We start from the raw sequence: 18,404 nt of genomic DNA, 5'->3' as shown, positions 1-18,404 counted from the left end.
GAAACTGACTCAAAACAGACTTTCCCTCGCGACGATCAGTCAGGTCCGAAAGGCTCCCAAGTCGCCGGCCATGGAGTCGGTGTGTTTCAAGAGGGTCTAATAATGAAAAAGTGGTTATGCATCATCTGTGGTCTGATCTACGACGAGGCCAAGGGCTGGCCGTCCGACGGCATCGCCCCCGGCACGCGCTGGGAAGACGTGCCCGACGACTGGATGTGCCCGGACTGTAACGTCGGCAAGGCCGATTTCGAGATGATCGAGATCAGCGCCGACGTCAAGCCGGCCGACGCCGTCGCCGCCGTCGTGCCGAGCAACGAGCCGCCGATCGTGATCATTGGCAGCGGCTACGCCGGTTACGGCATGGCCGAGGCGCTGCGTCAGCGCAGCCCGGAAAAGCCGATCCTGGTCTTCACCGCGGACGATGGTCACCACTATTCGAAACCGGCCCTCTCCAATGCCCTGGCGCGCGGCAAGTCCGCCAACGAACTGGTCAGCGAAACCCCGCTGCAGATCGAAGCGCGTCTGGGTATCCGTATTTACAGCCGTTGCCGCGTGCGCAGCATCGATCCGAAGAACAAAATTCTCGAGACCGATGCGGGGCAGCTGGTCTACGGCAAGCTGGTGCTGGCACTGGGGGCCGAACCCGTGCGGCTGCCGTTCGAGGGCAGTGGTGCCCGTGACGTGATCAGCGTCAACGACCTGCAGGACTATCGCCTGATGCGCGATCACCTGGAAGACTGCAAGCGCGTCACCATTATCGGCAACGGCCTGATCGGCTGCGAGTTCGCCAACGACCTTTCGGCCTCAGGCTACGGCGTCGATGTCGTCGGCCTGACCGGCTGGGCGATGGACCGGCTGATGCCGCAGGCGATCGGCGAGCAGCTGCAGCAGAAACTGTCGGAGCAGGGCGTCAGCTGGTATCTCGAGAATACCGTCGAGCGCATCGAGCGCGACGGCGATGGCTACCGCCTGCAGCTGCGCGATGGCACCGAGCTGGAAACCGACTTGGTGATCTCGGCCGTGGGCCTGCGTCCGCGCACCGCCCTGGCCGAGGCGACCGGCATCGAGGTCAGGCGCGGCATCGTCATCAACGGCGGTCTGCGCACCAGTGCGCCCGATATCTTCGCCATCGGCGACTGCGCCGAGATCAACGGTCAGCTGCTGCCGTACCTGGCGCCGATCAACCATGGCATGCGTGCGCTGGCCGATACCCTGCTGGGCCGTCCGACCATGGCGCAGTATCCGCCGATGCCGGTCATCGTCAAGACCCCGGCGCTGCCGTTGACCCTGTTGGCTCCGGCACCGGGCGTCGAGGGTGGCTGGCGGATCGAAACCGAAGAGGGCGGCTCCCGCGCGCTCTTCGTCGACACCGCAGGCAATCTTCAGGGCTTCGTCCTGGCCGGTGACCTGGGGGCGAGCGCCAGCACTGGGTCGACCGCTGCGGCCAGCCGCTGGAACAGTCGGTCGCCTGATACATCCCGTCTTGTTGTTGTTCCCAGGGCCGTGTTGATCGCGGTCCGCCTCATCAAGTCCTTGGCCCGCCCCGTGCGGGCCTCTTTGTGCGCCCGGCACGGGCGCACTCCTGGAGGTGCAAGTCCTCCCGTAAGCTGGCCACAGCGAACGAAGTGAAGCGCAACTGCGGAAAGGTGACTGACCGTGGGGAGGAAGCGTGGAGCGTAAATCGTGAGCCGATGAACAAGAATCGGATATGAGGCGCCGCCGAGCAGGGCGAGCGGGCAAGAAGCCGCGAAGCTCTCGTGGCCAAGGCGAAGTGGCGTATATCCGGCGGTTGTGCGGTGAAGGAGTGTGTTCTTACCCGGGGAGATCTCGCCTTGTGCCTGAAAGGGCGACGTGGAGACTCGGAGCGAGAAGTCAGCAGAGGCCATAGTAGCCGCCGGCAAGGGGCGAAGGGCCAAACGAGAAGGAGCGTCAAACGTCTTGTCGATGAGAACGGTAATGCATCAGATGCCCGCCTGCGCGGGGCGGGTCGTGCCCGGTCAGGGTGAAGCCCTGCCCCAAACGGCCAGCGATGAAACCGGCCTTGCGCGACAAGAGTCGGAGGACGCAGGGCGAGACCTGCTGAGGCAGGTGCTCGCGAGAGAAAACATGCAGCGTGCCTGGAAACGCGTGAAGGCAAACAAGGGTGCCGCAGGCGTTGATGGTCTGGATATAGCCCAGACCAGACCGAGAAGCAGGTCGTTCGCGAAGTCGCCGAGGCGGTAGCGAGCGCGATTGCCCGCAAGGAGTCCGGCGGTACTGTTGCTATTGCGGTGATGGCGGCGGAAGCGGAATTCTGATCAGGCCGTTGCAGGTGCTGAAATCGCGGTCTTCGCGATTGACGTTTGCGAGTACGGTCCTGAATCCGGCGGTTACTCAGGTTGCAGCCCGCACTTTTAGCTTTCGAGCACGTCTGAACTCAACGGCGTCCACGTGTATGTCGCTAACAATAACAGTCAAAAAGCGCCAAACACCGTACCCAGTGAAATAAGGACAACCAGTGCAATCAGAGGGCCGATGACCGCCACAACGAAAATGTCGAGGTAGGATTGACGGTGAGACAGCTTGCAGATCGACAGCAGTGTGATGACGGCACCGTTATGTGGCAGCGCATCCAGGCCACCCGTAGCGACGGAAGTGACGCGATGAAGGAGCTCGGGACTCAGGTCCAGCTGTTGCGCCAGGTTCAGATAGGTTTCGCCGAGCGTTTGGAGCGCGATGCTCATGCCTCCGGATGCCGAGCCCGTGATGCCGGCCAGCACATTGACGGCAATTGCCAGCGAGATCATCGGGTTGCCTGATGAAACACCGAGGATGCTTTCGCGAATCATAGCGAAGCCAGCCAGCGAAGCGATAACGGCACCGAAACCGACCAGCGATGCGGTGTTGAAGATCGGCAGCACCGAGGCATTGGCACCATCATCCAGGCTGCGCTTGAGGTTCGAGCGCAGAGGCGCGCTGATGGCGACCAGATACAGATTGGCCAGCAACAAGGCGCAGATAATGGCCCAGATACCCATGACCGATGTCAAACTGGTCGCACCATAGAGCGGCATCGCCAGATAGCTGGCATCCAAAGCGGGCAATACGACACTGGAAAACAGATAGTTGCCGGCCACTACGAGTGCTATGGGGGAAATTGACAGCCAGAATCCGATCCGCAGCTCGACTGGAGAGGTGGCCGGAACCACTTCGATCAGATCAAAACCTTCGCCCTGAGCATGTTCGCGCAGTTCACGCAGTGGAGGACGTCTGACCCCGTTCGAGCAGTCAGCGTAACCCTCTTGGTTGCGAATGGCCTGACGTCGCCGGTAGTTGAGCCAGCCGATGCCGACGATAAACATGACCGCCCCGGTGATAATGCCCAGCAGCGGCGCCGCGAAGGGGTGGTGTTGAAATAGGGCATCGGTATCGCGTTCTGTATCGCAGGTGTGCCCGGTAGCGCAGTCATCGTAAACGTAAAGGCGCCAAGGGCGATCGTGGCGGGAATCAACCGTTTGGGCAGGTCCGCAGTCCGGAAGATTTCAGCGGCTATCGGGTAGATAGCAAACGCCACGACAAAGAGGGAAACACCGCCATAGGTTAATATCGCGCAGGCCAGCACGATCGAAAGTATGGCATTGTGCTTTCCCAGCTGCCGCACCAAACGTCCGGCAATGGCATTTGCCGCTCCGGAGTCTTCCATGAAACGGCCGAAGATGGCGCCAAGCAGGAACAATGGAAAGTAAAGCGCTATGAAACGGCCTGCCGCCGGCATGAACACCTGGGTGTAACTTGCCAGCAATGGCGATCCAGCCTCGAACAGAACAGCAGCGGCACTGACGACGGGTGCCAGAACCAGTACCGAGAAACCGCGATAGGCGAGATAGATAAGTAATGCCAGCGCAAGCAGGATCCCGGCGATGCTCATCGTCTTACTCTCCGTTGCCTGCGCCGTTGATGTCGGCATATTCCCTGAACAGCTCTACGGTCGATCGTTGGCCGAGGTCGGCGCGATGTTTTTCGAGCCAGACATGTGCAGCGTCATAGCCGATATCGTGCAGGCGCGCGATAAAAGGCCAGCTCGATGCCAGCTTGCTGGCCGCGCCAAAATTCCGCATCTCCTTCTGGGCTTCGATGCGGTGAACACAGAGCGCCTCGATCTTGCTGAACAGGCGGCCGCGGTAGCCGTGGTCCGAACCCGCCTCTTCGGCGAGAAGGCGCTTGATCAGGGCAACGGTGCGCAGCTCCTGATTGAGGCTGCTGTTGAAGCTGATCTCGTTGATCCTGTCGATAATCGTATGGGCAGTCCGTGGAATGCCGGGCCGCTCGACGGGATTGATCTGAACCAACACCAGATCCGCCGGCTCGCTCTCCTCGATCAGCGGCAGAAGCGCCGGATTCGCTGTATAGCCGCCATCCCAATACGCTTCCCCGTCTATTTCCACGGCCTGGAAAAGTATCGGCAGGCAGGTCGAGGCCAGCACTGCATCCAGATTCAGGTCCGAATTGCGGAAAATACGGTGGTGACCGGTACGCACATTGGTCGTCGATACGAAAACCCTGATGCTTTCCAACTGCCGTATCGCGTCGAAATCGACATGGTCCTCGATCACATCCCGCAGCGGGTTCATGTTCAGTGGGTTGAGCTGATAGGGTGAAACGAGCCGTGAAATGATGTCGTAGAAGCTGAATACCGACGAACCCGTAAGGGGGCCCAATGCCCGAACAGCGTATCGAACATCGTTACGCCCAATGGATTGTGAGCTTGCTTCCGGCCGACCGTTTCCCAAAAAGAGCGGAGCCGGCGTCGAGCTTCGTCTCTTCCGCCGGTGCCGTAACCGGATGCGAGGACGACGGCATTCATCGCGCCGGCGCTTGCTCCGCTGAGACCACGTATCTGAATGCTTCCATCTTCGAGAAGACGATCCAGCACTCCCCAGGTAAAGGCGCCGTGGGAACCGCCCCCTGCAGGGCAAGATCCAGAGAGTGTTGCAGCACTGAGGGCTCCCAAGGGTTTCGTTATGGGCGATCGATGCCTAAAGGCCGTACTGGCGTTTGGTTGGACCGGCTGGTAGTCGCCAGCCTTCCGTCAAAATGCGCGAATACCGATGCTTGGCTATTGTAGTGGGCTTTCATCGTAAAGATGAATTGATGCCAGTCAACAACCCCTCTTTTCCTTGATGACGACACTATTAATCCTGCCTGCGTGACCATGCCCGGCCGCGGCCAGGCTTGGCAATTTCGATCGAATCCTGCCGGGTTACTTCCTGAAGCGTCAGTCATCACAACAGCGCCATCTGAAATTTGAATCAAGAAGTCGCCGGCGGTTGTCGAGCCGCCTCACTTCAGGCGGCCGCTATCCCTCAGCCTCGACTGCAGGGCAATACGCACCTGTCGCAGGCTTGCCTCGACTTCTTCGATACAATGGTCCACATAGTCGAGATCCCGTGACTTGCAGGCATTTTCGAGTTCCGCGCAGAGGTCGCCCAGGTGCAGGGCGCCCACCGAGCGTGACGATGATTTCAGCCTGTGGGCAATGGACTCTATCTGCTGGACATCGCCTTGCTGGCGGGACTTCTCGAGTTGCGGGGAGAACTCCGAAACCGAATCCCGGTAAGCCTGCAACAGTTCCCGGATGGTGTCGGGATCGTCGCCGACCAGCTGTTCGAGCACGTCGATATCGATGACCGCGCCATCGTGGCCATCGCTATCCTGGCTCTCGACCGGCAGTCCGTCCGCTTCGGGCATCCACTCCTGCAACGCCTGGTCGAGTTCCATGAGCTGTACCGGCTTGGTGAGGTAGTCGTTCATTCCCGCCGTCAGAGCGCGCTCCTTCTCGCCGCGCAACGCATTGGCGGTCAGTGCCAGTATCGGGATGGCGTGGGCGCCCTGTTCCTCCTGTCGAATGGCCCGCGTCAGCTGAAAGCCGTCGACGTCAGGCATGTGCAGGTCGGTCAGGATCAGGCCATAGCCGCCTTCGCGCCAGAGATTCAGGGCATCGCGGCCATTGCGGGCCACCTCGCCGGCGTAGCCGAGCAGCTCGAGCTGCTTCAGGATGACTTTCTGGTTGATGGTGTCGTCCTCGGCGATCAGGATGAGCTGGCCTTGGGCCCTCGCCTCGGCAACGGAAGGCGCCGTCATCTCGGTTTCCAGCGGCAGCTCGTGCTGCGGGTCGTGGCTGATCGGTGGCGATGCCTGCCCCAGCAATACGGCGAGACTTCGGCGCAGCGAATGTCCGGTGAGCTGGGTGGCATCGAGATAGAGCACGGAGAGGGCAGTGATTTCGTCCGGCCGTTGTGGATTGCGGCTGACCAGCAGATGAGGTACGGCAGGCGACGCCGTGAACGCCTTTTGCAAAGCCTCGGGCGAGCGGTAGCGGTGGCCGGTATCGTGGATCACAATCGGACTGTCCAGCGTCGGCACTCTGCGCGCGGCTTCGTCAAGGCTCGTCACTGAACGCAGCCGTACGTTCAGCTGCTCGAGATACCGGCGCAGGCTGCGGCTGTCGGGGTCATCGTCGCCCACCAGCACGATGTTCAGGCCGGACAGCTTGGCCGGGGAGCTGTCTGCACAGGCCTCGGCCGCCTGAACGGGCAGGCGGACGGTAAAGGTCGAACCCTGGCCGGGCTGGCTCTCGACGCCGATCGAAGCCTGCATCATGTCGGTGAGGCGCTTGCAGATGGCAAGGCCCAACCCCGAGCCACCGAAGCGCCGGGTCGTGCTGGCGTCGGCCTGGCTGAAGTGCCGGAACAGGCCCCGGACGGTGGCCTCGTCCATGCCGATGCCATTGTCGGCGACACTGAAGCTGAGCCGTTGCGGCGCCGTCAGTGCGACCTCGACCTCGACCTGGCCCCGGCGTCCGTAGTCTCCGGCACTGAACTTGATCGCATTGCCGATCAGGTTGAACAGGATCTGGCGCAGCCGGGTCGGGTCCCCGACGATCACCTCCGGCACCTCCGGGTCGACGAACAGGTAAAGATCGACATTGCGTTGCCGGGCGACGGCCCCGAGGGCCCCCATCACCGCTTCGAAGGTCTCCGGTATCGAGACCTCGACCTGCTCGAGCTGCATCTGTCCGGCCTCGATCTTGGAAAAGTCGAGGATGTCGTCGATGATCCGCAACAGCGAAAAGGCCGATTCGCGGATGGTGTTGACGGCATCCTGCTGATGGGACTTCAGAGCGGTCTGGTCCAGCACTTCGAGCATGCCGATGACGCCGTTCATCGGCGTCCGGATTTCATGGCTCATGGTCGCCAGGAAGACCGACTTCGCGCGATTCGCCTCCTCGGCCTCGTGCTTGGCGTCCTCCAGCGCACGGTAAGCGCGCTGCAGCTCCGCTGTGCGCTCGGCGACGCGGTCGGCCAGCTGCGCGCGCTCGCGCCGCACCGTCTCGTTGGCCTCGGCCAGTCGAAGCGAGGTCAGTTGCAGCTCCTGAAGCACCTGTTCGCGCTCCCCGACATCCCGCGCCAGGGCGATGAAGCGGGCTTTGGTACCGTCGATCAGCAGGTATTGCAGGCGCACATCGACGGTCACGGCATCCTGGTTCCGGCAATTCAAAACGGTCGTGAAACTGAGGCTCGGAACCTCCTGCCGGCGCAGCGGCTTGAGGCGATTGCGAAACGCCGCCTCGTCGAACTCGCAGCAGATATCCAGCGGTGTCATCGCAAGCAGCTCGGCCCGTTCGTACCCCAGCATCCTGAGCGCGCCTTCGTTGACATAATTGAAGGTGAGCGAATCGGGATCGAAATTCAAGGCGGCGTCGTCGATCGCATCCAGCATCGCCGTCGATTCGCGCATGCTGCGCTCGGCTTCGACACGCTGGCTGACGTCACGGATAAAGGCGGTGACCAGGCGGTGGTCGCCCGACTGCATCGGACTCAGGCTGATATCGACGGGAAAGGTCGTGCCATCCTTGCGCTGGCCCAGTAAGCGGCTGTCGGCTCCCATGGCCCGGGGTGCAGGATTGCGGACATACTCGCGTCGCAGCGATACGTGTCGCGATGCCAGGGAGTCGGGTATCAGCGCTTCGACAGGTCGGCCGAGCAGCTCGGCCTGGCGCCAGCCGAACATCAGTTCCGCCGCGCGGTTGATCTGGAGGATGGCTCCGGACTCGTTGACGATCAGAATGGCATCCGGCGCATATTCGAACAGGTCGGCGAAGCGGCGGGCGCTTTTCTGGCTTTCGGAAATATCGTGCAGGGTGACGACCGCGCCTTCGATTCCTCCGTCCGGGCCTATCAGAGGGCCGCCGCTGGCCAGGACCGCTCGTTCCGGCAGGCCCTCGGAGCGGATTCGAAGCTCGACGTTCGACAGGGATTCGCCGCGCAGCGCGCGTGCGAGCGGAATCTCTTCGGCAGCCATCGGCGTGGTACCGTCTGCCCAAAAAAGTCCAGCTGCGGATCCTGTCCGGACGCCGGCCCTTCGAGTCCGTGCCATCGGCGCAGAGTCCTGTTGAGCAATGTTATCCGTCCATCGGCATCACAGGCGACGACCCCCTCGGCCATATTTTCCAGCAGCTCGCGATGCAGGGTTTCGTGTTGCACGAGCTCCCGGGTCCGCTCGTCGACGCGCCGGACCAGCGTCTTGTTGAGCGAGCGTATCTCCTCGTGGGCATTGTGGATCTCTGTGACGTCCCGGCATACGCACAGCAGCCGCTCGGGCTGCCCGCGGGTGTCGGAAATCGGTGTTACGATGACGTCCCACCACGAAGTGGCGGCCTTCGACGTCGCAAGGCTCGCGCGAAACTGGCCGGTCTCTCTGCGGCGAGCCTGTTCGAGAGCCCCTCTGGCCACCTTGGCATCGTCGCCCTGCCAGAGCGAGAGCCAGTGCGTTGCCGGAGCAGCTTCGGGAAAAGCAATTTGGTTCTGGCGAAAAACCTGCTCGATATAACCGTCAAGATTCAAGACGGTTAGAATATCCGGCGAGCTCTCGACGATCGCCCTTATATAGTGCTCCCGTCTTTCGAGGGCCCGTTGTGCGACAGTGCGCTGCGTCATTTCCCGGTTGATGATCCGGAACAGCACGAAAAACAGCAGAGCCGCGCCCGCAAGCGTCACAAGCAGCGATGCCAGTATCAGTAAACGCGCCCGCTGCCGGCCGCGCTCCTGTTCCTCCAGGATCCTGCCGGCCAGGTCCTGTAGCCCGGCTGTGTGCCCGTTGATCGCGGCCAGGGTCGCGTCGAGTGACCGGTCGTTCAGCAGGTGTTCGGGGAAGAATGGTTCCTGTGCCGCATAGGCCTGGAGGGCATTGTAGAAGGCTTCGGACTGACGGGCGATCAGGACCTGCAGTTCGAGTACGAAAACCGAAAGCCGGCCATCGTTCGCGGCCAGAACCTCGAGCTGATACAGATGTTCGTTGACCGAGCCGAGGTAGTGCGAGTAGATCTGCTGCGGCTCCTCTTCGCCGCTCAACAGCTCCTTTATTAATTGAGGCGCGGCATTGCGTGCGCTTTGCTCCAGCAGGTCGAGCTCGGACAGGAACTGCTGGAGGTTTTCGATTTCGTCGCTTTTGTCCAGATAGCGCTGGCCGTTCTGGTAGGTGTAGGCGCCGCCGGCAATCAGAAAGATAAAGATACAGACCGAGGCGCCGAGCGTCTTCAATTCGATCGCATGCTGGTGCGGGTTCGACGTCCCGTCCCGGCTCGCACGGGCGCTCAGCGACAGCGTGCCGAGCGCCAGCAGCAGCAGGCCGGTGGCGGCCTCGGGCGGCATGCTGTGGAACATGCCCGCCGACAGCAGGCTGGCCGCCGTCGGCAGCCGGTCCAGCAGCGACAGCAGGCTCAGTATCATGACGACCGCCGCCATCGGATGGACCAGCCGTCGCAACAGGTTACAGCCGAGACCGGCGAGTGCGAGGCCCTGGCAGGCCATGGCCATGGCGGTGAAGGGCGAGACCATTCGCGCCGTCAGCCAGTCGGGGATTTCTGGCGCATCGACGATGTCTTCGGGCGCCAGCAGATAGTCGGTCAGGGCGCTCGCGCCGATCAGCGTCACGACTGCCGACAGCAGTATGGTGACTGGCCGCTGGAGGCGAATCTGATCGAGACTCAACCACCAGAGGGCGAGGGCGGACAGCAGCAGGGCGGTCGCGGCCGCCGGCGTCATTCGCAGGTTTTCGGCGGCGGTGGCCGCGTCTCCGCCGAGGCGTTCAAACAACACGACCTGCGCAATGAGGGCGGCTAACGTTGCAGTGCCGCGGCCGAATAACAAACTGAACTCGAAAGATACGGGAAGCCGGGTCATCGATGAACTGCGCCACTGCCGTCAACGTACGAAAACAGTGGTGCAGCTTAGCACCTTTGGCCGGTCGTCACAGTGACACAGGCGAAAAGTCGGAGAGAGCGGAAGTGCCGGATCCGGCGTCTTGTTCATGGTACGGCTGTCCACCGGTTGGCAGGTTTCGGTCCGGGAACAGATTGATATCCGGTTGCGACAGGGACTGCTGTCTTGGCGCCACAGGTAATGAGGTGATACGGTTCGAAATGGTATCTTTGTGCGGCGCGGTATGGAGGATTAAGGCCTATAATTCATAAGGTTTTCTCGACAGGTCCCCTGCTGTTTGCGGCGTTGGGAAGGAGGCCCGGCAAGGTGGCGCGAAGACGAAGGGTTCAGGGATGACGGCAATCGAGGAGGACTGATGAAAATCCTGATCATCGACGATGATCCTTTCGTGCTGAAACTGCTTGGCCGTCAGCTGTTGAATCTCGGCTGTTCGCAGATTGAGGCCTGTCAGTGCGCGGCCGATGCGCATGAGGTGCTGTCGTCGGATCCGGACGCGATGGCCCTGGTGTTCTGTGATATCCAGATGCCGGAGATGGACGGCGTCGAAATGATCCGCTACCTGGCCGGCATCGGTTTCCGCGGCGGCCTGGTGCTGATGAGCGGAGAGGACGAGCGCATTCTGCACACAGTGCAGTGCCTCGCCACGGCACACCGGCTGAAGGTGCATGATGCGCTGCGCAAGCCCGTCACGCCGGCGCAGTTGCGCCAGATACTGGAAGCGGAGCAGCAGGGCGCCGATGACCGTGCCAGGGCCACCAGGATCCAGTACGGTGCGGACGAGGTCGAGGCGGCGATCGCCAATGACGAGCTGGTAAATCACTATCAACCCAAGGTGTCGGTGCGCAGCGGCGAGGTGGTTGGCGTCGAAGCGCTCGTGCGCTGGCAGCATCCGCGGGACGGCTTGGTCTATCCCGATCAGTTCATTGCCGTGGCCGAGCAGCACGGCCTCATCGAAGGCCTGACGCGGCAGGTGCTGTGCGGCGCCCTGCGCCAGTGCCGGCAATGGCACGACCGGGGATTGCGTCTGAGTGTCGCGGTGAATCTGTCGATGAGCAGCCTGGTGCGGCTGGATTTTCCGGAGTTCGTCGCCGCGGCGGCGAAGAACGCCGGCGTCGACCTCTCCTGGTTGGTACTCGAGGTCACCGAGTCGCAACTGATGCACAATCCGCTGACGGCGCTCGACATCCTGACCCGGCTGCGGCTGAAGAACGTCACCCTGTCGATCGACGATTTCGGCACCGGGCATTCGTCCCTCAGCCAGTTGCGTGACATTCCCTTCAATGAGCTCAAGGTGGACGCCGGCTTCGTCCATAATGCCGTCCGCGACAGCGCCCGGCGGGCCATCCTCGAAGCCAGCCTCGACATGGCCCACCGGCTCGGCATGAAATCGGTTGCCGAAGGCGTGGAAAACCTCGCGGATTGGCAGTTCCTGAGTCGCCGGCACAGTTGCGATATCGTTCAGGGGTATTTCATTTCCAGGCCGCTGCCGGCCGAGTCTCTAAACGCCTGGGTGGCCGACTGGGACAAGCGCAGCACCGGCCTGACGGGGGGCCGTGCCTGATGGAGTCGAAGAACATTCTGGTCGCCGCCGAGGACGTCGACGACGCCGGGATCATCCACGACATGCTGCGGCGGGAGTTCGACAATGTCGCGGTTTCCACCGATCCGGGCAAGGCGGTCGAGGACTTCGAGACCCACCGCCCCGCGGTCCTGGTGCTGGCGTTCACGACCCTGGCGCAGGCGCAGGCCTACTACCTCGGCCTTTACCGGCTCAGCACCGAGGTACACGGTATGCCTCACCGTACCATCATCCTTTGCAGCAAGGGCGAGCTCGAGCAGGTCTATGTGCTATGCAAGAAGGGCTACTATGCCAATTATGTACTGTTCTGGCCGCTCGGCTACGATTCGAACCGTCTGCCGATGGAAGTCCATCATGCGCTGCAGCAGATGGGCATCGGAGAGGCGGAAGGGCCGACGGCAGCCGAGTTTGCCGCTCAGGCACGTCGCATCCAGGGGCTCGAGGCGATGCTGGAGCAGAATCTGGCGATAGGTCAGGAACAGCTAGATCTTGCCAGCCAGTCGTTCGACCGGGCCGGCGATGAAATCGAAACGGCGCTCGAGGGATTCTCCCGCCGGCTGGCCTCGGAACAGCGTGGCGAACTGCTCGAGCACTGGGACCGCGGCGGCTTTGAAGCGGCCATCGACCGTCTGGCCCGGGAACTCGATCAGCTCAAGCAGGGGCAGATCGGCCAGAACCTGAGCGCCGCCCGGGCGTCGATCGAGCCGATTCGGCAGTGGGCCTATCAGCTGAAGCAGCAGCTCGAGCCGCAGATGGAGTCGATTCGCACCCTGCAGCAAATGTCCGATGCTGTAAAACCGCTGGTGCTGATTGTCGATGACGATGAGTTCCAGCACCGGCTGCTGCGGCGGGTGCTGGCCGGCGTGGATCTGGAGCTGTGTTTTGCGGCCTCCAGCAGCGAGGCCCTGGCGCTGATGCACCGCAGGCGCCCGGACCTGGTGCTGATGGATGTCGGCCTGCCCGATGTCAACGGCATCGACACCACCCGCCGGATCAAGTCGGTCAAGACGTTCGCCCAGATACCGGTCGTTATGATCACCGGCCATCACGGGCAGAAGGAAACGGTGATCCAAAGCCGCAAGGTCGGCGCCGCCGACTTTATCGTCAAGCCGTTCGAAAAGGCTGTCCTGATGCGCAAGCTGAGCGTCTTCTTGAACCGCGAGCTCGACGCCTGATCGGGCGGAACCTTCATGAGCGGTACATGGCGTCCGAGTGGTTTGCAGCCGGAAGCACGGCGGCATCACCAAGCCGCTGTGCCGCAGCGCTCGATCTCCGTATCAGAACGGCAGTGGCAGCTTGGCGGTGCGGCCGCCGTCGACGACGATCACCTGGCCGGTGATGAAGGCCGAATCGTCCGAGGCGAGGAAGGCCACCGTCGCACCGATATCGCCGGGTTCCCCGGTGCGGCCGACGGGGTGCAGCCGCAGCAGCTCCTGACGGACCTGCTCAGGGTAGGGCTGGGCGTCGATATAGGCATCGCTCAGGTCCGAGTTGATCCAGCCCGGCGCGATGGCGTTGCAGCGGATGCCGTCACGGCCGAGATCCACCGCCAGCGCGCGGGTGAAGCCGTGGACGCCGGCCTTGGAGCCGCAGTAGGCCGCATGCCGGGGTTGGCGCCGAGCCCCTCGATCGAGCCGATATTGACGATGCTGCCGCCGCCGCGGCGCGCATCTGCGGCAGCAATGCCTTGGCGAGGAATACCGGGGCGCGCATGTTGACGATCATCAACCGGTCCCAGTCGTTCTCGGTCATTTCGTCCAGCGATCGTTCGAACATGAAGCCGGCGTTGTTGACCAGGATATCGGCGCCGCCGAACTGCTCTTCGACCGCCTGGGCGATGGCATAGGGCGCTTCGCGGTCGGCCAGGTCGACCCCGGTCCAGGCGACGCCGGGATGGCCGGCGAGCGCTTCGTCCAGCGGCTGGCGCTGGGCGACCAGCACCACGGCGCCGGCGTCGAGCAACTTTTCGGTGATGCCCCGGCCAATGCCGCGACCGCCGCCGGTGACGACGGCCACTTTGTCGTTCAACTTCATCTCGTTTTTCCTCTAGCGGGCTTTTCAACCGGATACGGGTTTGGCGCCGGTGACTTCGACGCATTCGCCGGCGATATAGCGGGCCTGATCGGACGCCAGGAAGGCGATGACGTCGGCGATGTCCTCGGGTTCGGCAATGCGCCCCAGCGGCACCGTCCTGTTCAGCTCCTCGATCGCCTTCTCCGGGTCGAGGCCGCGGCGCTCGAAACCGCTGCGGATCATCGGCGTGTTGATCTCGTGCGGGCAGACCGCATTGACGCGGATACCGAGCGGCGCGCAGTCGCGACCGAGATTCTTCGTCAGGGCGGCGACCGCGCCCTTGCTGGTGCAGTAGGCGACGTGGGCCGGCCCCGGATAGGTGCCCCAGACCGAGGAGGTGTTGACGATGGCGCCGCCGCCGCGCTGTTTCATATGGGGAATGGCGGCGCGGCAGAGGAAGAAGACGGCGTTGAGGTTGACGTCCATCGCCGTGAACCACATCTCGTCGGTCGTCTCCTCGATGGTGCCGCGGGGAATGATACCGGCATTGTTGAGCAGGATGTCGACGCCGCCGAAGCGCTCGACGCTGCCGGCAATCACCGCTTCGCAGTACTCCTTTTCACGCAGGTTGCCGGCCAGGTACTCGGTTTCGGCACCGAGCCGGCGGGCCTCTTCGGCCACGGCCGGCAGCCGGCCTCGTTCATGTCGGCAATCATGATGCGCGCGCCTTCGCTGGCGAACAGCCTGACCAGGGTTTGACCGACACCGCCGGCGCCGCCGGTGATCACAACGACCTTATTGTTGAATCGCATTGTTATTATTCCTTTTTACAATGATTAATGGTGTTGGGGGCGCTCGGCTCCAACCAACATGTAACATCAAGGTTCGAGCGTAGGTTGGGTAGAGGCCCGCAGGGCCGCAACCCAACACCATTCCTCAGATGCTGAGAACCTGTTCGAGAAGTTCGCTGCAGTCTTCGGCCTGTTCGAGATCGTCGATTGCGGCGGTGATGGCATCGATACGGGCCTGATCGAAGTTGACGGACGCCAGCAGCCGGAACTTGTCGCGAAACTCGATTGGGGTCATCGCAGTGGCCGGGTCGCCCTTGGCCTGGGTGATCGGGCTTGTCAGCTTGCGGCCGTCCTTGAGCAGTATGTTGACCCGCGACAGGATCTCCTGCGGGAACCTTGCCGACAGGTCATCCGCCTCGACGATTTCGATCCGGCGGCTGACGGCGAGAATGTCCGGCGACTGGATGGCGGCGCCGGTGACTTCGTTCGGTCCGACCTGGCCGCGGGCGATCAGCGCCGCCAGCGGGAACGCCAGGCCGTACTGCGCCTCGTCGGCATTGGCCGGGAAGTGCCCCTGTAGACGCATCGACTCGTGGAAGGTCTCGACGCGGATCCGTTCGATATTTTCGGCGGCAATCTCGGGATGCTCGGCCATCATGGCGGTGACCGCGGTCAGCGTAGGCTGGGCCCAGCGGCAGACCGGCCAGGGCTTGAAATACTGGGCATCGATTTCCCAGCGTTCGCCGAGGTCCTGCCAACAGTGGCGTACCCGCTCCAGGGTGACGGTTTCGGCGGGGGCGCCGGTAATGCCGGCCCGGGCCATCAGCAGGGCGTTGAGGCCGGCATAGGCGCCGGCGCCGTGGGCGTCGCGCAGCATCGACGGATGATCGACCAGGCGCATCATCGGGCAGCGCGGCCCGAAGTACTCGGCGATGCCGAGCGCATGGCGGAAGGTCTCCTCGTCGAGCCCCAGAAGCCGGGCACCGCCGCAGACCACGCCGAGCCCGGAGAAAGCCCCGGAGGCGTGGTATTCGGGAGCGGTGTCCATCAGCGCAACGCCGGCGCGCAACCCCGTTTCGTAGGCGACCGCCAGTGCCGTCAGGAATTCCTCGCCGCTGATATTGCGGCCCTGATCACGGCAGGCATCGACCAGGGCCAGCAGGGCCGGCACCACCGTTGCCCCGGCATGGCCCTTGGAGGTGAAGTGGCCCTCGTGGGCATCGAGGCTGTCGATGCAGAAGCCGCCGGCCCAGGCGGCGCCCAGCGGGTGTGCGGTACGACCGTCGAACAGCAAACGGCTGCTCAGCTTCCCCGGCAGGTAATGCTCGAGACTATAGGCTTTTACACGCTCGCTGGTCTGATTGCGGCAGGCGCCGGCGGCGACGCCGAGAATATCCAGCAGTGCCGTACTGACGAGATAGCGGGTATGGGCGGGAACATCGGCAAAACGCAGATCTTGAACAAAGCGATACAGAGACATGGTATTGACCCTGAAAACCAATGTGAAGGGGGCGAGCTTGGCGTAGGGTGGAATGAGCTTGCGAATTCCGCCGGCGGTTGCCGGTCAGTATGCATACATTTCCGTCAGGCTCGCCGGTGCCTGATGTCTCCGGTGGAATTCGCGCCTTCGGCCCTCATTCCACCCTACGTGACGTTTTGCGATTGTGGTTGGCAGGTCAGTTGGCGGCGGCGCGGGCCTGCTGCAACCAGCTGTCGTACTGATCGCGATGCGCGGCGATCCATTCCTGGGCATGGCGCTTGATGTCGTCGATGGACTTCTCGCCGTTCTGCATCTTCAGGTTCTGGGCGCTTTCGTCGCCCGCGGTGATCTGCACCTGGGACAGGAAGACGGCTGCCGCCGGGTTCTCCTTGGCGAAGTCCTTGTTCATCACTGCCATGACTTCATCCACGGCAAAGCCTAGATTCTTGCCCTTGTAGGTGGTGATAACGTCATTGTTGCCATCCGGCATGCTGGTGAAGGGGACTTCGAGCCAGACCACGTCCTTGTCTTCGACCAGGACCCCGGCGATCCACTGCGGCACCCAGGTGTAGTAGAGGATCGGTTTGCCTTCCCTGTAGCGGGCGATGGTGTCGGCCATCAGTGCGAAGTAGGAACCCCGGTTATGGGTGACAGTGTCTTCAAGTTCATAGGCTTTCAGGTGGTGGTCGATCATCAGCTCGCAGCCCCAGCCCGGGTTGCAGCCGGTGAGGTCCGCCTTGCCATCGCCATTGCTGTCGAACAGCTTGGCGATTTCCGGCTTCTTGAGGTCTTCAAGCGAGGTGATGCCATGCTCTTCCGCGGTTTTTTTGTCGATCAGATAACCCTGCAGTACGCCTGGAATCACGCTGCCGGCCTTGAGCAAAGCGTCGTCACCGCCCGCCTTCTGATAGAAGGTGTCATGCAGCTTGTCCCACAAGTGGACACTGAAGTCGGCGTCGCCGTAGGAGAGGGCCATCATCATGGTGGCGTATTCGGTCTCTTTCGGCTCATTGACGTCATAGCCCAGGTCCTTCAGACCGGCGATGGCGACTTCGCCGCGAAAACGCTCCTCGGCGATGGTCGGGAAGATCGGCGTGACCTCTTCTCCCTTGCCGGGCAGTTCCTCGGCCTGGACGCCCCCGGTCAGGGTGACGGCCGAGAAGGCGGCAATGGCTGTCAGTTTGCGGATATGTTTGCTCAGCGTATTGAATCGGGTGCGCATGGTGCGTACTCCTGGTTGTGTTTATTGTTGGTTGTATTTACGGATTGGTGCGGACGGCGCCATTGCCGCCCCGGGCGTTGCGATAGAGCCGGACAAGGATTCCGACCGGGCCGGTCTCGTACCAGTGCAGGGGTTGCTGGCGTCGGAGCGCTCGCCGATCGCCTGGGTCAGACGGTCGAGGAAGATCGCCAGCAGTACCAGACCGACACCGCCAACGGTGGCCAGGCCCATGTCGAGACGGCCGATGCCGCGCAGGACCATCTGGCCCAGGCCGCCGACCGAGATCATCGAGGCGATTACCACCATGGACAGTGACAGCATCAGGGTCTGGTTCAGGCCGGCCATGATGGTCGGGGTGGCCAGCGGCAGCTGGACCTTGAACAGCATCTGGCGTGGCGTACAGCCGAAGGCGCGTCCGGCTTCGACCTTGTCGGCCGGTACCTGGCGGATGCCGAGGTTGGTCAGGCGTACCAGCGGCGGCAGGGCGAATATGATGGTCACCAGTACACCGGGCACGTTGCCGATGCCGAACAGCATTACCACCGGCACCAGGTAGACGAAGGCCGGCAGGGTCTGCATCGCATCGAGCACCGGTCGCACGATGCGTTCGAGACGGTCACTGCGGGCACAGGCGATGCCCAGCGGAATGCCGAACAGGGTGCAGAAGAATACCGAGGTCAGTACCAGTGACAGTGTGGTCATGGACTCGGACCAGACTCCGATCAGGCCGAGCGAGAAAAGGGTGATGGCGCAGAAAACCCCCATGCGCTTGCCGGCCAGCTGCCAGCCCAGCAGGGAACCGAGAAGGATACCGATCATCGGCGGCACGGACTGCAACAGGAGTTCGATGCCGTCGAGCACCTGATCGATCGGCCAGCGGATCGCACGGAAAAAGCTGCGGAAGTTCTGTACCAGGTAGTTGAGAATGCTTTCGACCCATTCGCCCAGCGGTACATGGAGGAACTGAAAGGGGTCGAGCAGACTGAATTCGGACATGGGAATACCTTTTTATTGTCATGGGTCGCTCAGAAAAGCTGCGAACAGGGCCCTCTACGGGTGA

The 18,404-nt window shown here is 62.5% G+C and carries 12 protein-coding genes and 2 pseudogenes; 3 read left to right on the top strand and 11 right to left on the bottom strand.

Annotated features, from left to right (window positions below; translation table 11 throughout):
- The first annotated feature begins 102 nt into the window (after positions 1–102).
- Entirely contained in the window at positions 103–1,629 is a 1,527-nt protein-coding gene (locus ACFQDL_RS30675) for an FAD-dependent oxidoreductase (protein WP_379912770.1), read from the top strand.
- Between the two features lie 1,564 nt (positions 1,630–3,193).
- Here ACFQDL_RS30675 and ACFQDL_RS30670 read toward each other — a convergent pair.
- The 5 genes from ACFQDL_RS30670 to ACFQDL_RS30650 form a co-directional block, all read right to left on the bottom strand.
- Complete coding sequence (locus ACFQDL_RS30670) at positions 3,194–3,907, bottom strand: GntP family permease (protein ID WP_379907218.1); 714 nt, start codon at positions 3,905–3,907, stop codon at positions 3,194–3,196.
- A gap of 4 nt (positions 3,908–3,911) precedes the next feature.
- Positions 3,912–4,697 (bottom strand): patatin-like phospholipase family protein, encoded by a 786-nt coding sequence (locus tag ACFQDL_RS30665; protein WP_379907217.1) that lies wholly within the window; start codon positions 4,695–4,697, stop codon positions 3,912–3,914.
- The gene (locus tag ACFQDL_RS30660; RefSeq protein ID WP_379907216.1) at positions 4,613–4,912 is read right to left on the bottom strand and encodes a patatin-like phospholipase family protein; all 300 of its coding nucleotides are present in this window, start codon (positions 4,910–4,912) and stop codon (positions 4,613–4,615) included. The genes ACFQDL_RS30665 and ACFQDL_RS30660 overlap by 85 nt, the downstream gene beginning before the upstream one ends.
- A 407-nt stretch (positions 4,913–5,319) precedes the next feature.
- Entirely contained in the window at positions 5,320–8,169 is a 2,850-nt protein-coding gene (locus ACFQDL_RS30655) for a PAS domain S-box protein (RefSeq protein ID WP_379913465.1), read from the bottom strand.
- 47 nt (positions 8,170–8,216) lie between these two features.
- Complete coding sequence (locus ACFQDL_RS30650; protein WP_379912768.1) at positions 8,217–10,133, bottom strand: PAS domain S-box protein; 1,917 nt, start codon at positions 10,131–10,133, stop codon at positions 8,217–8,219.
- 481 nt (positions 10,134–10,614) lie between these two features.
- On the opposite strand from ACFQDL_RS30650, the gene ACFQDL_RS30645 reads away from it, so the two are divergent.
- Both ACFQDL_RS30645 and ACFQDL_RS30640 read left to right on the top strand, forming a co-directional pair.
- Positions 10,615–11,820 (top strand): EAL domain-containing response regulator, encoded by a 1,206-nt coding sequence (locus tag ACFQDL_RS30645; protein ID WP_379907213.1) that lies wholly within the window; start codon positions 10,615–10,617, stop codon positions 11,818–11,820.
- Positions 11,820–13,013, top strand: coding sequence for a response regulator (locus ACFQDL_RS30640; protein WP_379912766.1), 1,194 nt, complete (start codon positions 11,820–11,822; stop codon positions 13,011–13,013). The genes ACFQDL_RS30645 and ACFQDL_RS30640 overlap by 1 nt, the downstream gene beginning before the upstream one ends.
- 102 nt (positions 13,014–13,115) lie before the next feature.
- Here ACFQDL_RS30640 and ACFQDL_RS30635 read toward each other — a convergent pair.
- From ACFQDL_RS30635 to proW, 6 genes and pseudogenes are all read right to left on the bottom strand, one after another.
- Positions 13,116–13,403 (bottom strand): annotated as a pseudogene (locus tag ACFQDL_RS30635) (SDR family NAD(P)-dependent oxidoreductase); the annotation flags it as partial.
- The gene (locus ACFQDL_RS30630) at positions 13,369–13,872 is read right to left on the bottom strand and encodes an SDR family NAD(P)-dependent oxidoreductase (RefSeq protein WP_379912764.1); all 504 of its coding nucleotides are present in this window, start codon (positions 13,870–13,872) and stop codon (positions 13,369–13,371) included. The gene ACFQDL_RS30630 and the pseudogene ACFQDL_RS30635, both read right to left, overlap by 35 nt.
- 24 nt (positions 13,873–13,896) lie before the next feature.
- Positions 13,897–14,663 (bottom strand): annotated as a pseudogene (locus ACFQDL_RS30625) (SDR family NAD(P)-dependent oxidoreductase).
- Positions 14,664–14,787: 124 nt separating this feature from the next.
- A complete protein-coding gene (locus ACFQDL_RS30620; protein WP_379912762.1) occupies positions 14,788–16,122 on the bottom strand; it encodes an MmgE/PrpD family protein in 1,335 nt (444 codons plus the stop codon).
- Positions 16,123–16,318: 196 nt separating this feature from the next.
- On the bottom strand, positions 16,319–17,344 hold the full coding sequence (proX, locus tag ACFQDL_RS30615) for a glycine betaine/L-proline ABC transporter substrate-binding protein ProX (RefSeq protein ID WP_379912760.1): 1,026 nt from the start codon (positions 17,342–17,344) through the stop codon (positions 16,319–16,321).
- Between the two features lie 21 nt (positions 17,345–17,365).
- A complete protein-coding gene (gene proW, locus ACFQDL_RS30610; RefSeq protein WP_379912758.1) occupies positions 17,366–18,340 on the bottom strand; it encodes a glycine betaine/L-proline ABC transporter permease ProW in 975 nt (324 codons plus the stop codon).
- Positions 18,341–18,404: the final 64 nt, after the last annotated feature.

Origin of the sequence: Marinobacterium aestuariivivens, assembly GCF_042661465.1 — a bacterium.
Taxonomy (GTDB): domain Bacteria; phylum Pseudomonadota; class Gammaproteobacteria; order Pseudomonadales; family Balneatricaceae; genus Marinobacterium_A; species Marinobacterium_A aestuariivivens.
This window is presented reverse-complemented; position numbering and strand designations above follow the sequence as displayed.